Here is a 15,610-nt window from a genome sequence, read left to right as displayed (position 1 = left end):
ATTCGCTCTTAGCGCTAAACCGTTTTACCTAACGAAGCGTTACTTTGCCGCACTCGCCAATGAAAAGGATCGCCCGCTGATGGAGCAACAACATACTTTTTACGCCATCTTTGTGCTTGGAGTGATCTTCTTGGCGATATTGCTGGTGCGTTTGTTTGTGAACCGTCGATGGTGCCCACTGATGTTAATGTTTATGCTGATTGGTATCGTGGTGGGACAAGTGGTGAATGGCAATATGGCGACTAGCCATTTGTCAATGCGCGCTATTTTGAGCGTGCTAGGTGAAGCCGGGTTGATTATGCTGCTGTTTAAAGTCGGCATTAATGCCGATTTAAAAGGTTTGCGTACGCAACTTCCTAATGCCTCTTGGATCTGGCTTTGGAATGTTGTCGTCAGTGGTGCTTTAGGTTTTCTTGCAGCTTATTGGATCCTGTCGTTAGATGTAGTGACCAGTTTATTTATCGCCATTGCATTTACCGCAACCAGTGTTGGCGTGACGGTGAGTTTATGGTCTGACGCCGGTAAGTTAAGCACGCCACAAGGCACCTTGCTACTCGATGTTGCGGAGTTAGATGATCTTAGTACCATTTGTTTAGTGGCTATGTTAGTGGCACTGTTACCGCTGTATTACAGTGGCACCGCTATTCAACCCTTGGATGTGGTCCTTAATCTTGGGTATATCGTGCTGTTATTAACCGCTTTTGCCGTGGTAGCGTGGTTTTTTTCATTACACATTGAGCCACGGCTAACCCGCGTGATTGCGCACAATGCCGTGTCGCATGAATTAGTGGTCTTTATGGTTGCCGTAGGTTTTATTGTTGCGGCATTAGCTGAAGTGTCGGGTTTATCGCTGGCAGTGGGGGCTTTTATTGCGGGGTTAGCATTTTCACGCGATCCCAGTGCCATGCATGAGCAACCGGTATTAAATGGCTTATACGATTTTTTAACGCCGTTTTTCTTTATCAGTCTTGGTATGTTGTTTGAGATCAGTAGTCTTGATGGCCTGATCTGGCCTGCGGCGGTGTTAGTGTTGTTTGCTATACTGGGTAAAATACTCGGGGTGATGTTACCTGCCTGGCCTCGCTTGGGCTTTGGCGCCGCCTTGTTACTTGGCGTGAGTATGGTGCCACGTATGGAGATTGCGATGGTAGTGATGCAAAAAGGCCTAGAGGCGGGTGTCAGCCAAAGCGTGTTTAGCGCTATGATTTTAGCCTGTTTTATGACGGTGTTATTTACGATGCTGGGCTTACCTGTGTTACTTCGGCGCATCCCTTTAGCAAAATAAACACGCCAGCATTTTGGCTAAGTGTTATACGCGGTTTGGTAGCGTTAAGACTGTTGTTAATAAACCCGTTGTTATCAGCCTGCAAACCGCCGTCGATATGGAATATATTGCGTAAGAGGTTAGGTTACGTTTTCAGCGTGGCTGATTATAATACGCTGTGCTTATTACTGTTTTGTAATGTTAAGCGCAAAGCTTGTAGCTTGTTGTCCTATTTAAGTAAATTGAACGGCAAGGCTCGGCCTTCGAACCTGTCCGTATCGTTTAAAACTGCAGCAACCTCACCGACAAATGAAAGAAGTTTTGTATTACACGGGTTTATAGCATGGCTTTTTTCGCCCAGTGTGTAATGATAGAGAACAGCATAAAGTGTTTACGATTCAATGCCCCGACCTGAGCTTTAAAAAACATGCCTGCGGGGATGCCGAACAATTTTGGCGCTAATTAGAATTAGTCCGTTTATTCGAGATCGAAGAGGAAAATATGTCAGAAAAACAATACCGTTTAATCACGAGAAGTGATTTTGATGGCTTGGTATGTGCCGTGCTATTAAAGCATCTCAATATGATTAACGACATTACCTTTGTACATCCAAAAGATATGCAAGATGGCAAAATTGAAGTTTCAAGCAATGATATTTCAACCAATTTGCCATTTGTACCCGGTATTCATCTGGCATTTGATCATCACCTTTCTGAAACTATCCGTAATGAAAAAATGGATAACCATATCATTGAGCCGGATGCCCCCTCCGCTGCGCGTGTCGTGTGGAATTATTATGGCGGCCATGATGTTTTTCCGGCAGAGTGGGATGACATGATGGAAGCGGTAGATCGCGGAGATTCGGCGCAATTTACTAAGCAACAAGTGTTAAATCCACAAGGTTGGGATTTACTCAATTTCTTAATGGATGCCCGTACTGGTTTGGGGCGTTTCCGCGAATTCCGTATTTCTAACTATAACTTAATGTTAGATCTGATTGATTACTGCAAAACCCATACCATTACTGAAATCATGGCGTTACCTGACGTATATGAGCGGGTAGAGCTGTATTTTGAGCAAGATGTCTTGTTCAAAGAACAGTTACGTCGTTGTGCTAAAGTGCACAAAAACTTGGTGGTGCTGGATTTAAGAGATGAAGAGATCATTCATGCCGGTAACCGGTTTGTGATTTATGCTTTATACCCTGAATGCAATATTTCTATTCATGTCATGTGGGGCTTTAAAAAGCAAAATATTGTGTTTGCTACCGGTAAATCCATTTTCGATCGTAGCTCAAAAACCAATGTGGGTGAGTTAATGTTGAAATACGGCGGTGGGGGGCATCAGGCTGCGGGGACTTGTCAGATCCCACAAAATGAAGCGCTCACTACTCTACAAGCGTTAATTAAACAGATTAATGCTGATGGCTAAACGGCTTACAAGCTGAACTGCAACAACGCTGGCTCTTCCTCTGGATTGTGACAGCGTTTAAGTGCTCCTTTCGGGTGATACAAAAAACATGGTTTTGTATCTCCCGTTTTTACAAGCGATTGTCCCTTGCTTACCTGATACCTAATTGGGATATCCTGCGTCTCTAAGGTATCGCTTATTGTCATAACTCCCTATTTTTAAAGGTAATATATGACTGCTGTTGTCGAATTAAAACAATTGTTGGCCGGATTGAAACCTCAGCTCATGGCTGATGAATGGGTGTTTTGTACGGTGACACAACCTTTAGCTCATTTCTTGACGCTCGACCCTCTTGCGACCTTTCTGGAACCTGAAGGCTTAACCTTAGTGTTAAAAAAAACGACTGCAGATCAAGCCGGTTTAGCCTACAGCAGTAGTTTTAAACAAATTACTTTAACGGTGCTTTCCAGTTTAGACGCGGTGGGGCTTACCGCTGCCGTTGCCGCCAAATTAACCGAAAAAGGCATTAGTGCGAATGTTATGGCGGCTTATTACCATGATCATATTTTTGTGCCAACCAGCAAAGCGACAGCGGCTTTAGCGGCTTTAAACGAATTAACGGTTTAAGCTGGTAGTTTAGATAAAATGACTTATGCTTGAGATCCCGCAACACCGTTTTTGACTTCGGGCTGCTTGCTCAGGATGAGGGGGTAACGCCCGATCACTGTCGTTAACAAGGAGCATCGGTATGACGTTATCCCAGCTTACAGAGTTGCTCGGTTGGGCAACTTTGCTGAATTTGGCCTATTTAAGCTTCGTTTCAATGATGCTGATGTTAGGACGCAATCTTGCCGTCGCCTTACATCAAAAATTTTTTGACTTAGATGCCACCGCTTTACAACTCAAGTTTTATGCTTTTTTAAGCCAGTATAAGGTGATAACGCTGACGTTTTTCGTTGCACCTTATCTGGCGTTAAAAATTATGGGCTTTTAGGGGCCAACACGCATTCGTTGCGGCTTGATAATGAATACATCGCAAGGTGTATCGGCTGATTGCAGCAACATAATTTGATGATCAGCCGCTGTGCCACTTTGCCAAAAGCGGCAGCCTTGGCATACTGCAGTCATAATCCTACTGAACGAATATCAGAACCTATGTCCTTTATTTGTGAACACAACGATGCCTTTGCTGAAATCGCAAAACAAAAAATTATTGAATTTAACGCGCTGCATTGGGATGCCAGTCAGCGGCAACCACTGGGGTTAAAGCAGGTTGGCCATAACGGCGAGTTATTAGCGGCGTTAGCCGGTCGTACTTTTGGCAATTGGTTTTATTTAGAGTCGTTTTGGTTAGATGCTTCGCTGCGACAACAAGGGATCGGACGAGCAATGTTGGCTGAGGCCGAAGCGATTGCGAAAGCGCGAGGCTGTCGTTATGTCATTTTAGATACGCTAAACTTTCAGGCGCGCCCGTTTTATCAGCGCCAAGGTTATCGCGTAGAGTGGACCCAAGCAGATTATCCGTTTGCCGGTGGCGAGAAATACTTTATGACAAAAACCTTGTAGTTAAAGTGAAATGCCCGCCACGGCAGTATTAAGCCATCGCTATGGGCATTAGAGCGCTTCAACATAACGATACAAGGATTTTAATAAGGCGATTTTTTTCTCATCGCCACTGTGTAATTCGACAAGATGTTCTAAGGCCAACGTAAACTGTTCAAAGGTTAAGTTGGGGTTATCTTCACCATGTAACAGCTTATCTGAGCAATATCGGCGCCATTTTTGTTGCTCGGCCTCAGTTAAGGTCAACGGATAATTACGAGCACGATATAAAAATAATAAACGATTAAGGCGATCTTCAGAAAATATGGGTGGATTGGCCGCTAACGCCTCAGCTGACATCTGTTGTAATTGCTGCATTTTTTGTTTGTCAGCATCACTAAGAAAGCCACTATACAATTGATAATCCGGGTTAGTCTCTACAGCATACTCATGGGGTAATTGATACAAATCCACCACAGTTTGTTGCACTTGTTTATGTTGCCTGATCCAGTCTAAATTCGCTAAACAGGTGGCACGGTCGATGCCCAACTCTGTGGCACGTTCTACCGTGAGTGTTTTGGCATTGGCTAGCACAGGGCATTTGTTTAAATGCACTAATTTTAAGCCCAGCCGTTGTTCACCCTCAGCCAGATCAACGGTTTTTTTATACAGCTTTTCTTGCAGTGTGGCTAAATTGTCCGTTAGCAAAGGGCGAGGATCGTGCTGTAAGTTAAAACAAATAACCGCGTTTTTATTAGTAGGGTGAAAGGCAAGTGGCACAATCCAACTAACACAGCCTTGCGTGGCTGGAAATTTTGATGACACATGCACCAGGGGGGTTAAAGCTGCAACATCAATCAACTCTGCTACTTTTTGTTTTTTGCGCAGTTCATAGAGGTACTGAAACAACTTGGGTTGTTGTTGTTTAATCAGTTTGGCTAAACCAATGGTGGCATATACGTCAGAGAGGGCATCATGCGCATTAGCATGGCTTAAGTTATTAGCTTTACTTAATTCTTCTAATTTAAAGCTGGGGCTACCATCTTCTTTTTGTGGCCAAACAATGCCGTCTGGGCGCAAAGCATAACAGGCGCGCACCACATCAATTAAATCCCAACGGCTATTGCCTTGCTGCCATTCACGGCCATAAGGCTCAAAGAAATTACGATATAAACTGTAACGTGTTACTTCATCGTCAAAACGCAGGCTGTTGTAGCCTAACACGCAGGTATTGGCTTGGCTAAAACGTGCTAAGATCTGCTGCATAAAGGCATTTTCGGGTAAGCCTTTTTGATTACAGAGTTGTGGGGTCAGGCCAGTGATTAACGCGGCAGCCGGGTGCGGTAAATAATCAGGCGCCAATTGGCAATACCACATGTCCGGTTTAGCGATTTCATCTAAGGCTAAATCTGTTCGAATACCGGCAAACTGCGAGGGGCGATCGCGCTTAGGATCGGCGCCCCAGGTTTCGTAATCATAAAAATAAAAACTCGGCGAATCAGTCATGCCAGACCTTTTTTATCAGAGCAGCGAAGCTGCAACTTAAGATGATGTGATCATACCGTAAAATAACTGGCTTCGCTAAAAGCTGCAGCAGTTAATTTTTTTACAATCAGGTTGAATGTCGAAATCTCTGTTATGCTTATACTTTGTAAATGCTTGATTTATGTTGGTAGGTTCCGGTTTTACTAACAAATTTTGTTATTGATGATCGGTTCTGTAAGTTCAACTTTTGGTTATGATCTTTTACGGTATCTGACCCTTTGCAAAGGCTAACAATACGTTATGAGAAAAAATTTACCAGTAACAAATCAACGGCAACGCTTTGCCCTTGAACAGCGGTTAATTTCAGTAACAGATACCCGTGGCGTCATTGTTGACTGCAATGATGCTTTTATGAAGATCAGTGGTTTTTCTCGTGAAGAGTTGATTGGCCAACCGCACAATCTAGTGCGCCATCCTGATATGCCTCCCGAAGCGTATGCCAATATGTGGTCATACTTAAAAAAAGGCCAACCTTGGATGGGGCTGGTTAAAAATCGTTGTAAAAACGGTGATTATTATTGGGTTGATGCTTATGTCATGCCGATCACGGAAAAGGGCAATGTCATTGGCTATGAATCGGTTCGAAGCTGCCCTAGAGAAGAGGACGTGATTCGTGCAGAGAAACTCTACAATCAGATCAGCCAAGGCAAAAAATCATTAAATTTACCCAGTATTCCTTTAATGGTATCACTCGCCACGTTGATCGTCAGTGCCGCTACATTCTGGTTAGCCGATTTAGCGCTTGCCCAATGGGTGTTGATAGCTGGCTTACTGTTTCTTGCTGCAACTTATCAGCAACGACGCGCTAAGTTATTAAGTGATTTAAAAACCTTATTAGCGGGGCGTTTTACCGATCCTTTAGCGGCGTCAAGTTACACCGATGATCGCTCAGAAATAGGGTTATTAAAAGTCAGTATTTTAAGCGATAGGGCGCATTTGGCCTCGATGATTACCCGTATAGAAAGTGCGGCAAAAGATGTATCACGTGATTCAAGCCGTGGTTTGGTCCTCACGCGTGAAGCAAATGTCGAAATTGATCGTCAGCAAGCAGAAACGCTGCAGGTGGCTTCGGCGATGAATGAGATGACCACCACGATAGCGGAAGTGGCGCATCATGTTACGGATACCGCTTTGCAGGCCGACAAAGCGAATAAACTCTCAAGCAAAGGTAATGAAATTGCTGATCGCACCCGTCAATCGATAGAGAAACTGCGGGAAACCGTCGCGACTATTGGCCATTCGGTTACCGAAGTGGCCGATCAAACCGGTAAGATTGTGCAAGCGGCGCAAATGATTGAACAAATTGCCGATCAAACGAATTTATTGGCCTTAAATGCGGCCATTGAAGCGGCCAGAGCCGGTGAGCAGGGGCGTGGTTTTGCGGTGGTAGCTGATGAAGTACGAAATTTAGCTCGGCGCACGCAACAGTCTACGCAAGAGATCTATGGCATTGTTACGGAGTTGACCGCGCGTGCAGAGAATGCCGTGCAAGTGGCTAAACAAGGCGCGATTGACGCTGATGCCGGTGTACATAAAGTGCAAGAAAGTAGCGATATGCTAAATGGTATTAATGCTGCAGTCAGTGATATTGCTCAAATGTCGACTCAAATGGCTACCGCGGTGGAAGAGCAGGCGCATGTCGCTGACGATATTAATCGGCAGATCGTCAATATCTCGGTTTTAGCAGAGCAAAGTACTAAAGCCGCCATTGAAGCCTCCGTAACGTTAGAGCAACTAAACACCGTATCTGATGATTTAGCGGAAATGGTGCATCGCTTTAAACGCTAGTATTTTATTCACATAGGGCTTTAACACCTTGATAGGTTAAAGCCTGAAAAGTATTGAATTATTTACAACGTAATGATTGACGGTACTGCTTTTCCGGTGCATCTTATTTCTTGTTATTAAAAATAAATATCATATTTTTAACTTTTCCTCTGGGTATTAGAGGTGTTGATTTAGGCTGAAGGCTCGAGATGTTTAATTCTTTACGTAGTCAGTTAACCTTATTGCTGGTTGCTTTACTGGTATTGCTTTCAGTCGTTACCGGCTACGCTACCCTCAGCACGATGCGCCAAGATAGCGAAGAGCAAGCCCGTCAAATTCTCCAAGTTTCTACTAATGTGTTTCGGCAAACACTGCAGGTTAGAAGCGATCAGTTAACGGAAAGTGTCCGCATTTTAGCGGCTGATTTTGGCTTTCGCCAAGCCGTTGCTACTGCTGAGCAAGGCACCATTCAAAGTGTTTTAGAAAATCATGGCGGCAGAGTTTATGCTAATTTAGCGGTATTATTTGCGCTTGATGGTCGCATGCTAGCGTCAACATTGCCTATAACCAATCTTGATCCTTTACAGAAAAGTTTTCAAGCCGCCCGTTCACAGCAGGGCGCCTTTGCCGACATCATCAGTTTAGACAACGAAGCGTATCAAATCGTATTAGTGCCGGTTCGAGCCCCGCAAGTGGTGGCTTGGGTTGGCATGGGGTTTACTGTCGATGAGCAGCTTGCACTGCAAATTCAGAATATCACCGGCTTGGATGTCAGTTTCTCTCAATTATCTGGCGCTAACCGTAACATGTTAACAACGACCTTAGTGCCGGGGGCACAACAACAATTTTCAGCTATGCTGCAAAACGTGCTGCTGGGTGAGTCGCAAGTTTTAATGGATGAGAGTGAAAACTACATTTCGCAAGCCTTTGCTTTAGATCAAGATAATCAGTTATGGGCTTGGCTGCACTTACCGAATGAGCGTTGGTTAAGTAATTATCAGCAGTTACGTAGTCAATTAGTGCAAATTTTTAGTCTGGGGTTGGCTTTAGCTTTAGTCGTGGCGTTCTTTTACACCCGCAGTGTTACACGCCCTTTAGAACAGTTAGTGCAGTTTGCTACTGCGATAGGCAAGGGCTCAACAGTTGCCGCACCGGAAGTAAAACTCGCTGAAATTGGCATGTTAGCCAATACCTTAACCAGTATGCGAACGGGTATTTATCAAAGGGAAACGCAATTAAAAGAACAAGCCGAGCGAGATAGCTTAACGGGTTTAGGTAATCGTTTGGCGGTGGAGAAGCATTTGCCGCGCTTGTTTGCGTTGGGTGATGGCCAGTTATTGCAAATTAATATCGCTAAATTTAAGCATGTGAACGATAGTTTTGGTTTTAGCAACGGTGATGTGTTGTTACAGCAATTGGCTTCTCGTTTGGTGTTAAATAATGACATTACTTTCTCTGCACGCTTGGGCGCCGATGAGTTTTTAATTGTTTTACCCGAGAGCATCAGTGATATCGCGCGTAATGTATTGTTAAAACAATTAAGCCAACCTTTTGATATCGCTGGCTCGGCGATTTCTTTGCAATTGATAGCGGGTAGTTATTTATATCGTCAAGGCGAGAACGATGTGAATAAAGTGCTGCGCCGCTTAGATATTGCCTTAAACTCTGCCAAAAACATGGGTTTGGCGCTGGCGTTGTATCAAATTGGCCAAGATGAAAGTCATCAGCGAGAGCTAACGATAATTCGTGATTTACCTATCGCCTTGAGCAGCGGTCAGATGTATATCGTGTATCAACCCAAAGTTGATATTATGGCGCAAGATTGTAATAGTGCTGAAGCCTTGATCCGCTGGCAACATCCGCAATTGGGTTTTATTTCACCTTTCGAGTTTATATTATTGGCTGAGCGCTCGGGTAATATTAATTTAATTTCAAATTGGATGCTGCAATCGGTGATCAAGCAGTTGGCAGCCTGGCAAGAAGACCATCCGGATCTGACGGTTTCGGTTAACTTGTCGGCTCATGATTTATTAGATGAACATTTACCGCAGACGATTGTCGAGTGGCTAGAAGAGTGGCAAGTGCCAGTGTCAGCCTTAAGTTTAGAAATGACCGAAAGCGCTGTCATGCAAGACACGGTAAAAGTCATCAATAATTTACATCAATTGAAAACATCGGGTATTCGGTTAGCCATTGATGATTTTGGAACAGGCCAATCGTCATTAGCTTATTTAAAATCCTTACCGGTGCATGAGCTAAAAATAGATCGTGCTTTTATTAAAGACATTGAAAATAATTTTCAAGATGCGTTGATTGTCAAAGCCGCCACTCAGCTGGCAATGGGCTTAGGTTTGAAAGTCACAGCAGAGGGGCTAGAGAATCGCAGTGGTTTAGCCAGCGTGCTGCAAGCAGGTTGTCAGAATGTGCAGGGCTATTACTTTTCTAAACCCCTTTCGGCTGAAGATTTCAGTCTTTGGTTAACATCGTTTTCAAGTCAAGGTGGTACGTTTTTTAATGAAGTTTAAACGGTTAGTACTGTCGTTTAGTCTCGTTTAAACCCCAAGCGGATCGTGCCATTTGGCCAGGCTTTGCTCTATAAACTGTTGTAAACGCATCGCGGCTGGCGGTAAGCGTTTGTTGGCATGGCGCACTAAATACCAATGGCTACTCAATGGAAAGCCTTGTACCGGTAAAATAACTAACCGGTCATGGGGCAGCTGCAATGTATGTGCTGACAACACGGCTAAGCCTAAACCGGCACTGACGCTTAAGCGGATCGCCTCGTTGGTTTCTATCTGCATACTGTGCGCTAATTCAATCGCTTGGCTACTTAGCCAAGTATCAAAAATCATCCGTGTGGCAGAGCCCGGCTCACGTAACAAGAAGCGTTCTGTTTTTAATTGTTGAAAACTCAGTTTGCTTTGTTTAGCCGCCCAATGTGTTAAAGGCGCGACTAAATACAGTGGGTTTCGCACAACCGGTTTAGCATGCACATGGTCGCCACTGGGTGGGTGGCTAAACAAATAGAGGTGATCTTGTTGTTGTTCAAACCGCTCTAGGATGCGAGCACGATTACCAATATGCAAGGTCACTTGTACCGCCGGATAATCTTGATAAAACGCCGCTAATAGCTCGGGTAATAAATATTGAGCGGTGTTCACTACCGCCAGTGAGATGCTACCGATGCTACCGCTTTGTTGTTGGCTTAATTGAAAACGGAGTTCTGATAGCCGTTCATCAATATCTTGAGCCGCTTGGTACAGTAACTCTCCTGCGGCGGTGAGCTGTAACTTTTGTTGTTGATAATCGACCAGCGGCGTACCGACCGCATCGCTGAGTTTTTTAAGTTGCAACGATACGGTGGGCTGTGTCAGATGCAGCGCTCGTGAAGCTGCGGTTATGCTGCCGTGCTGTACCACTTGGCGAAAAACCTGTAATAAACGAAAGGTGAGTAAACGCTGGTCCATAGATAATTATCTATATTGATTTGCTTTATTATTAATTAGCATAAAAAGCTAGGCTTAGGCAAGATAGCGCCCAAAATGAAAGGAGCTAAAAATGCCAGATATCGTCATCATGTTTTTTGCGTTGGGTCTGATTGCAGGCTTGGTTAAGTCTGATTTAAAAGTACCCGTGCCGATTTATGAAACTTTATCGATTTTATTAATGCTGACCATTGGTTTAAAAGGTGGGATGGCATTACATGGTGTACCGCTACTGCCATTACTGCCTGAATTAGGTAGCATTATTTTAGCCGGTGCCGTGTTGCCCTTGGTGCTCTATCCGGTGTTACGTAAGTTAGTAAAATTAGAAAGCGCGGATGCAGCCAGTATTGCGGCGCATTATGGTTCAGTCAGTGCTGGTACTTTTGCGGTGGTGCTCGCGGTGGTCAGCGCCAGTGGTTTAGCGATGTCTCCACAAACAACCTTGTATTTGGTGTTATTAGAGTTGCCAGCCATTGTGATGATGCTGTGGTTGTACCGTTATCTTAATGGTAGCAAAGCCAGCGGCTTAGCGATTTTACATGAAGCGTTAACCAGCCGTGGCGTACTCTTGCTCACCGGTGGTTTGGTGATTGGCGCCTTATATGGCCAGTCAGGTCTGGCAGATATTTCAGCCGTCTTGGTGGGCGGTTTTAAAACCTTACTTGCGTTATTCTTACTTGAAATGGGCTTATGTACCGCTAAAGTATTTCAACCTTTGCCATGGCGGCAATGGCGCTTAATGATCTTCGCAATCGTGACGCCCATGGTGTTAGCCAGCTTTGGTTTACTGTTAGCGGCCTTGCTCAGTTTACCCGCAGGCAGTGCGTTAGTGTTAGCGACCTTAATGGCCAGTGCGTCTTACATTGCCGCACCCGCGGCTATTCGTGCGGCGATTCCACAAGCCGATATAGGCCTTGCGTTACTTGCCTCGTTGGGCATTACCTTTCCGTTTAATATCCTCGTCGGTATTCCGCTTTATCAAAGCTGGTTAGCTTAAAACTTTAACGTGGTGCGGGCGAAGTGTTGAGCTCAACCCGCATTATTCTCGTTAGGTGCCACAAAAGGTTTGTTTAACACATTGCGCGGCGCTCGCCGGTTGTTGATATGGTGCATTTTCTGGCGTAGCGCTAAAGGGATCTTGCCACAACTTATGCAGGGTATTAAACAAGGTTAAATCACCGGTATCACTCATCTCATCAATCACTTGTTGAATAAGATGATTACGTGGGATCAGTACGGGGTTTGCTTTGGCCATAATGGCGTGAGCAGCAACCTGCTGACTTGCTAAACGCTGTTGCCAGCGAGCTAGCCATTGTTGTAATGGCGCTACAGCGATCTTTTGCTGTAAGTAAGGTGTATCAGCGTTTAATAAATCTCGAAATGACAAGGTAAAATCAGCCGCAGCATCTTGTAATAAGTTTAAAAAATCTTCAATTAACGAACGATCCTCCGCAACCGGGTTAGCAATACCCAGTTTGGCAGCAAAACGACTGAGCCATTGTTGCTGGTAAATATCAGGAAATTGATTTAACTCGGCCATGGCTAACTCAATGGCTGCGGCTTGATCCGGCGCCAGCAAGCCAAGCAGTGCTTCGGCCAGACGAGCAAGGTTCCATTGCGCTACTGCAGGCTGATTTTTGTAAGCATAGCGACCTTGTTGGTCAATATAACTAAACACTTGCTGCGCATTGTAGGCTTCCATAAAAGCACAAGGGCCGTAATCGATAGTTTCCGCCGACAACAACATATTGTCAGTATTCATCACCCCATGAATAAAACCTAAGCTCATCCACTGCGCCACCAAGGCGGCTTGGCCAGCAATTACCGCGTGTAACAAACCACGATAAGGGTTTTCTGCGTGAGTTAATGTTGGGTAATGGCGTTCAATCACATAATCGGCCAAGGCTTTTACCACTGAGCTATCGCTTTGGCTTGCAGCAAACTGTAGGGTACCGATACGAATATGGCTACTGGCCACTCGAGTTAAAATAGCGCCAGCTAAACCTTCATCTCTAAAAACCACTTCTCCGGTACTGACCGCAGCAAGGGCGCGTGTAGTCGGAACCCCTAATGCATGCATGGCTTCGCTGATCAGGTATTCGCGGATCACGGGGCCAATCGGCGAGCGACCATCACCACGACGCGAGTAGGGGGTTTGCCCTGCGCCTTTTAATTGTAAATCAAGCCGTTTGCCTTGGCTGTCTCGTACTTCAGCCAATAAAATGGCACGACCATCACCGAGTCGTGGCACATAATGAGCAAATTGATGGCCAGCATAAGCTTGCGCTAAAGGCGCTGTCCATGTGGGCAGTTGGTTACCACTGAACAAATCTAAGCCCGCAGAGCTGTGCCAATACGCTTCAGGTAAGACTAGCTCTGCTGCTAATGCCTGATTAAAGGCGATAAATTGTGGCGCTTTAACCGGTGTCGGCTGGCAATCTGCATAACAGATAGGCGGTAACTGGCGATAACTATGTTCAGGCTGAAATGACGACATAAACGACTCACTGTTCAGTACGCCGCTAAGCAGCGTGTGCGACTAATGGTTGAGTAGTTTACTCGGGTATTACGCTAGACACAACGCTCGACGGCAGCAGACGCAAACGCGAGTGGTGGCTAGGATGGCGCTTAGGCCCGATTACTGGAATTGGGATCGCGATAGCGACTGACTGCTGCATTGGATGCTGCGAGCATTTTTCGGCCTTTCGCTGAAGATTGCGTCAGTAAAATAAACAGCAAATCGATCACTAACTCTTGGGCGTTACGTGACAAGATTGACGACAGACGCACCGCGCTTTCGTTGGCCATGGTTTTCAGGTTAACGGCCGATAATTTGGCAATGGTGTTGGGCGCAAAGCCGGTTAAGCTGAGGAGCTTTAATTTATGACTGCGCGCATAGTGGGCAATCGCCACCATTTCTGGTGTTTCGCCTGATTCACTGAGCATAAACAGCACATCCTTACTGCCAAAATGGGCTAACTCAGCTAACTGTATATGGTTATCACTCTCTGCCGTCGCGTTCATGCCTAATTTGCGTAGCTTAAGACAAAAGTCTTGTGCCACTAAAAAGGATGCGCCTTTACCGGTCAGCATGATACGCCGCGCTTGCAATATGATACGGCATACCTGTTCCATCAGTGGTTGATCATTTGCGCTGAGTGTGTGGGTTAACACCGCAATTTTACCGGCTAATAACTTGCGGGCCATCTCTGAATAGGAGTCATCTAAAGCAATATCACCGTGTAATTTATCATCTTTCGGTTCAGGAAAGTTAAGCACGGTATCATTAACCGCAAACTTAAAATCGGGATAGCCTTTATAACCGAGTTTTTGGCTAAAACGTACTACGGTGGCCTGGCTGACCCCCACTTGTTGTGCTAATTCTTGCGAGGATAATTGACGAATAAGTTGCGGATTTGCCATCACAAAATCGGCAATTGCTTGTTCTGTTTTGCGTAAGCGTGCTTGTATTAGCGCAATACGTTGTAATACGGCCATAACGTCTCTGTATTTATCAATATGGCGTGCAGTATAAGCTGACTCGCTGCTTGAAAACTAGCTTAGCTTAGCGGCGAATAATTTAAAGGATTGCTGATTTGCCACGCTACGCTTACAATTGCCGATCGCGTAAGTTGCTAATAAAGGAAGCGTTACACCGTGTTAAACAAAAACTTTTTAACCAATTTTTTAGCCTGTGTCTTGGTGTTGATCGGTTGGTTTCTCGACCATGCCTTGTTAATCAATATGGGGTTATTTGCGCTGGCTGGCGCCATTACCAATACCTTAGCCATTCATATGCTGTTTGAGCGCGTACCGTTTTTATATGGATCGGGCGTGATCCCACTGCGTTTTAATGAGTTTAAAACGGGTATTCGCCAGTTAGTCATGACGCAGTTTTTTAGCCGTGAACATATGCAGCGTTTTTTATCGGCCAAAGAGCAACAGCAGGCTTTTGATTTTTCCCCCATTATTGAGCAAACTGATTTATCGGCCACCTTTACCGGTTTGTTAAAGGTGGTTGAGCAATCTTCATTAGGCGGCATGTTGGCAATGTTTGGTGGCAGTGCGGTGTTGCAACCATTACAAGAGCCATTTTTAACGAAGTTGAAGCAATCGTTAATTGATATCACGCAAACTCCAGAATTTCATCAGCAAGTGCAAGCCCAGTTATTACAGGCCGATCAATTGAATCAATTGGCCGAACAAGTTGAGCACATCGTACAACAGCGCTTAGATGAGTTAACCCCGGCATTAGTAAAAGACATTATCCAACAAATGATCCGCGAGCATCTTGGTTGGTTAGTAGTATGGGGTGGTGTTTTTGGTGGCGTATTAGGCTTATTGGTTAGGGCTTGTTGACGTTTTCTGTTTAGATTTTGTTCGTTTGGCGATGTTTTGATCGCGAAACGAGGAGTGTAATTTAGTTATTCTAAATAAACGACGAGAGACAAAGAGCAAAGCATCGCCAGACGAACCCTTCGGGCAGCGTGTGGCTGGCATTTCTACTGCGTTATCGCTTGTTTATGTAGAATAACTACACGGCACAAGCTCTGCCTTGTATAAATACCAGCCACTCAGCTGCAAAAACAACCAGCAA

General features: G+C 45.0%; 13 protein-coding genes. 9 read left to right on the top strand and 4 right to left on the bottom strand.

The features are described from left to right. Positions 1-79: 79 nt before the first annotated feature. The 5 genes from ORJ01_RS13530 (at position 80) to ORJ01_RS13510 (ending at position 4,240) form a co-directional block, all read left to right on the top strand. Positions 80-1,285 (top strand): cation:proton antiporter, encoded by a 1,206-nt coding sequence (locus tag ORJ01_RS13530; RefSeq protein ID WP_306178489.1) that lies wholly within the window; start codon positions 80-82, stop codon positions 1,283-1,285. A gap of 480 nt (positions 1,286-1,765) precedes the next feature. Beyond that, complete coding sequence (locus ORJ01_RS13525; protein ID WP_306178488.1) at positions 1,766-2,695, top strand: exopolyphosphatase; 930 nt, start codon at positions 1,766-1,768, stop codon at positions 2,693-2,695. A 210-nt stretch (positions 2,696-2,905) separates the two neighbouring features. Next, entirely contained in the window at positions 2,906-3,301 is a 396-nt protein-coding gene (locus ORJ01_RS13520) for an ACT domain-containing protein (RefSeq protein ID WP_306178486.1), read from the top strand. Between the two features lie 121 nt (positions 3,302-3,422). Next, the gene (locus tag ORJ01_RS13515; RefSeq protein WP_306178484.1) at positions 3,423-3,668 is read left to right on the top strand and encodes a DUF6868 family protein; all 246 of its coding nucleotides are present in this window, start codon (positions 3,423-3,425) and stop codon (positions 3,666-3,668) included. A gap of 161 nt (positions 3,669-3,829) precedes the next feature. Next, positions 3,830-4,240, top strand: a complete 411-nt coding sequence (locus tag ORJ01_RS13510) for an N-acetyltransferase (RefSeq protein WP_306178550.1) — start codon at positions 3,830-3,832, stop codon at positions 4,238-4,240. A gap of 48 nt (positions 4,241-4,288) precedes the next feature. Here the strand turns inward: ORJ01_RS13510 and sbcB are convergent, their stop codons facing one another. Continuing rightward, complete coding sequence (gene sbcB / locus ORJ01_RS13505; protein WP_306178483.1) at positions 4,289-5,722, bottom strand: exodeoxyribonuclease I; 1,434 nt, start codon at positions 5,720-5,722, stop codon at positions 4,289-4,291. A 279-nt stretch (positions 5,723-6,001) separates the two neighbouring features. On the opposite strand from sbcB, the gene ORJ01_RS13500 reads away from it, so the two are divergent. Together ORJ01_RS13500 and ORJ01_RS13495 are read left to right on the top strand one after the other, a co-directional pair. Beyond that, positions 6,002-7,549: a PAS domain-containing methyl-accepting chemotaxis protein gene (locus ORJ01_RS13500; protein WP_306178482.1), complete on the top strand. Its 1,548-nt coding sequence runs from the start codon at positions 6,002-6,004 to the stop codon at positions 7,547-7,549. A gap of 188 nt (positions 7,550-7,737) precedes the next feature. Then, entirely contained in the window at positions 7,738-10,053 is a 2,316-nt protein-coding gene (locus tag ORJ01_RS13495) for a bifunctional diguanylate cyclase/phosphodiesterase (RefSeq protein WP_306178481.1), read from the top strand. Between the two features lie 27 nt (positions 10,054-10,080). Here ORJ01_RS13495 and ORJ01_RS13490 read toward each other — a convergent pair whose 3' ends face one another. Next, the gene (locus ORJ01_RS13490; RefSeq protein ID WP_306178480.1) at positions 10,081-10,995 is read right to left on the bottom strand and encodes a LysR family transcriptional regulator; all 915 of its coding nucleotides are present in this window, start codon (positions 10,993-10,995) and stop codon (positions 10,081-10,083) included. Positions 10,996-11,086: 91 nt separating this feature from the next. Between ORJ01_RS13490 and ORJ01_RS13485 the strand changes: the two genes are divergently transcribed. Next, the gene (locus tag ORJ01_RS13485; protein ID WP_306178479.1) at positions 11,087-12,010 is read left to right on the top strand and encodes a sodium-dependent bicarbonate transport family permease; all 924 of its coding nucleotides are present in this window, start codon (positions 11,087-11,089) and stop codon (positions 12,008-12,010) included. 51 nt (positions 12,011-12,061) lie between these two features. Here the strand turns inward: ORJ01_RS13485 and ORJ01_RS13480 are convergent, their stop codons facing one another. Next, entirely contained in the window at positions 12,062-13,510 is a 1,449-nt protein-coding gene (locus tag ORJ01_RS13480) for a YdiU family protein (RefSeq protein ID WP_306178478.1), read from the bottom strand. A 131-nt stretch (positions 13,511-13,641) separates the two neighbouring features. After that, positions 13,642-14,511, bottom strand: a complete 870-nt coding sequence (locus ORJ01_RS13475; RefSeq protein WP_306178477.1) for a MurR/RpiR family transcriptional regulator — start codon at positions 14,509-14,511, stop codon at positions 13,642-13,644. Between the two features lie 159 nt (positions 14,512-14,670). Here ORJ01_RS13475 and ORJ01_RS13470 point away from each other — a divergent pair, with 159 nt between their 5' ends. Continuing rightward, the gene (locus ORJ01_RS13470) at positions 14,671-15,372 is read left to right on the top strand and encodes a DUF445 family protein (RefSeq protein ID WP_306178476.1); all 702 of its coding nucleotides are present in this window, start codon (positions 14,671-14,673) and stop codon (positions 15,370-15,372) included. Positions 15,373-15,610 lie beyond the last annotated feature (238 nt).

The sequence above is a fragment of the Alishewanella sp. SMS8 genome (assembly GCF_030737935.1).
GTDB lineage: Bacteria > Pseudomonadota > Gammaproteobacteria > Enterobacterales > Alteromonadaceae > Alishewanella > Alishewanella maricola.
This window is presented reverse-complemented; position numbering and strand designations above follow the sequence as displayed.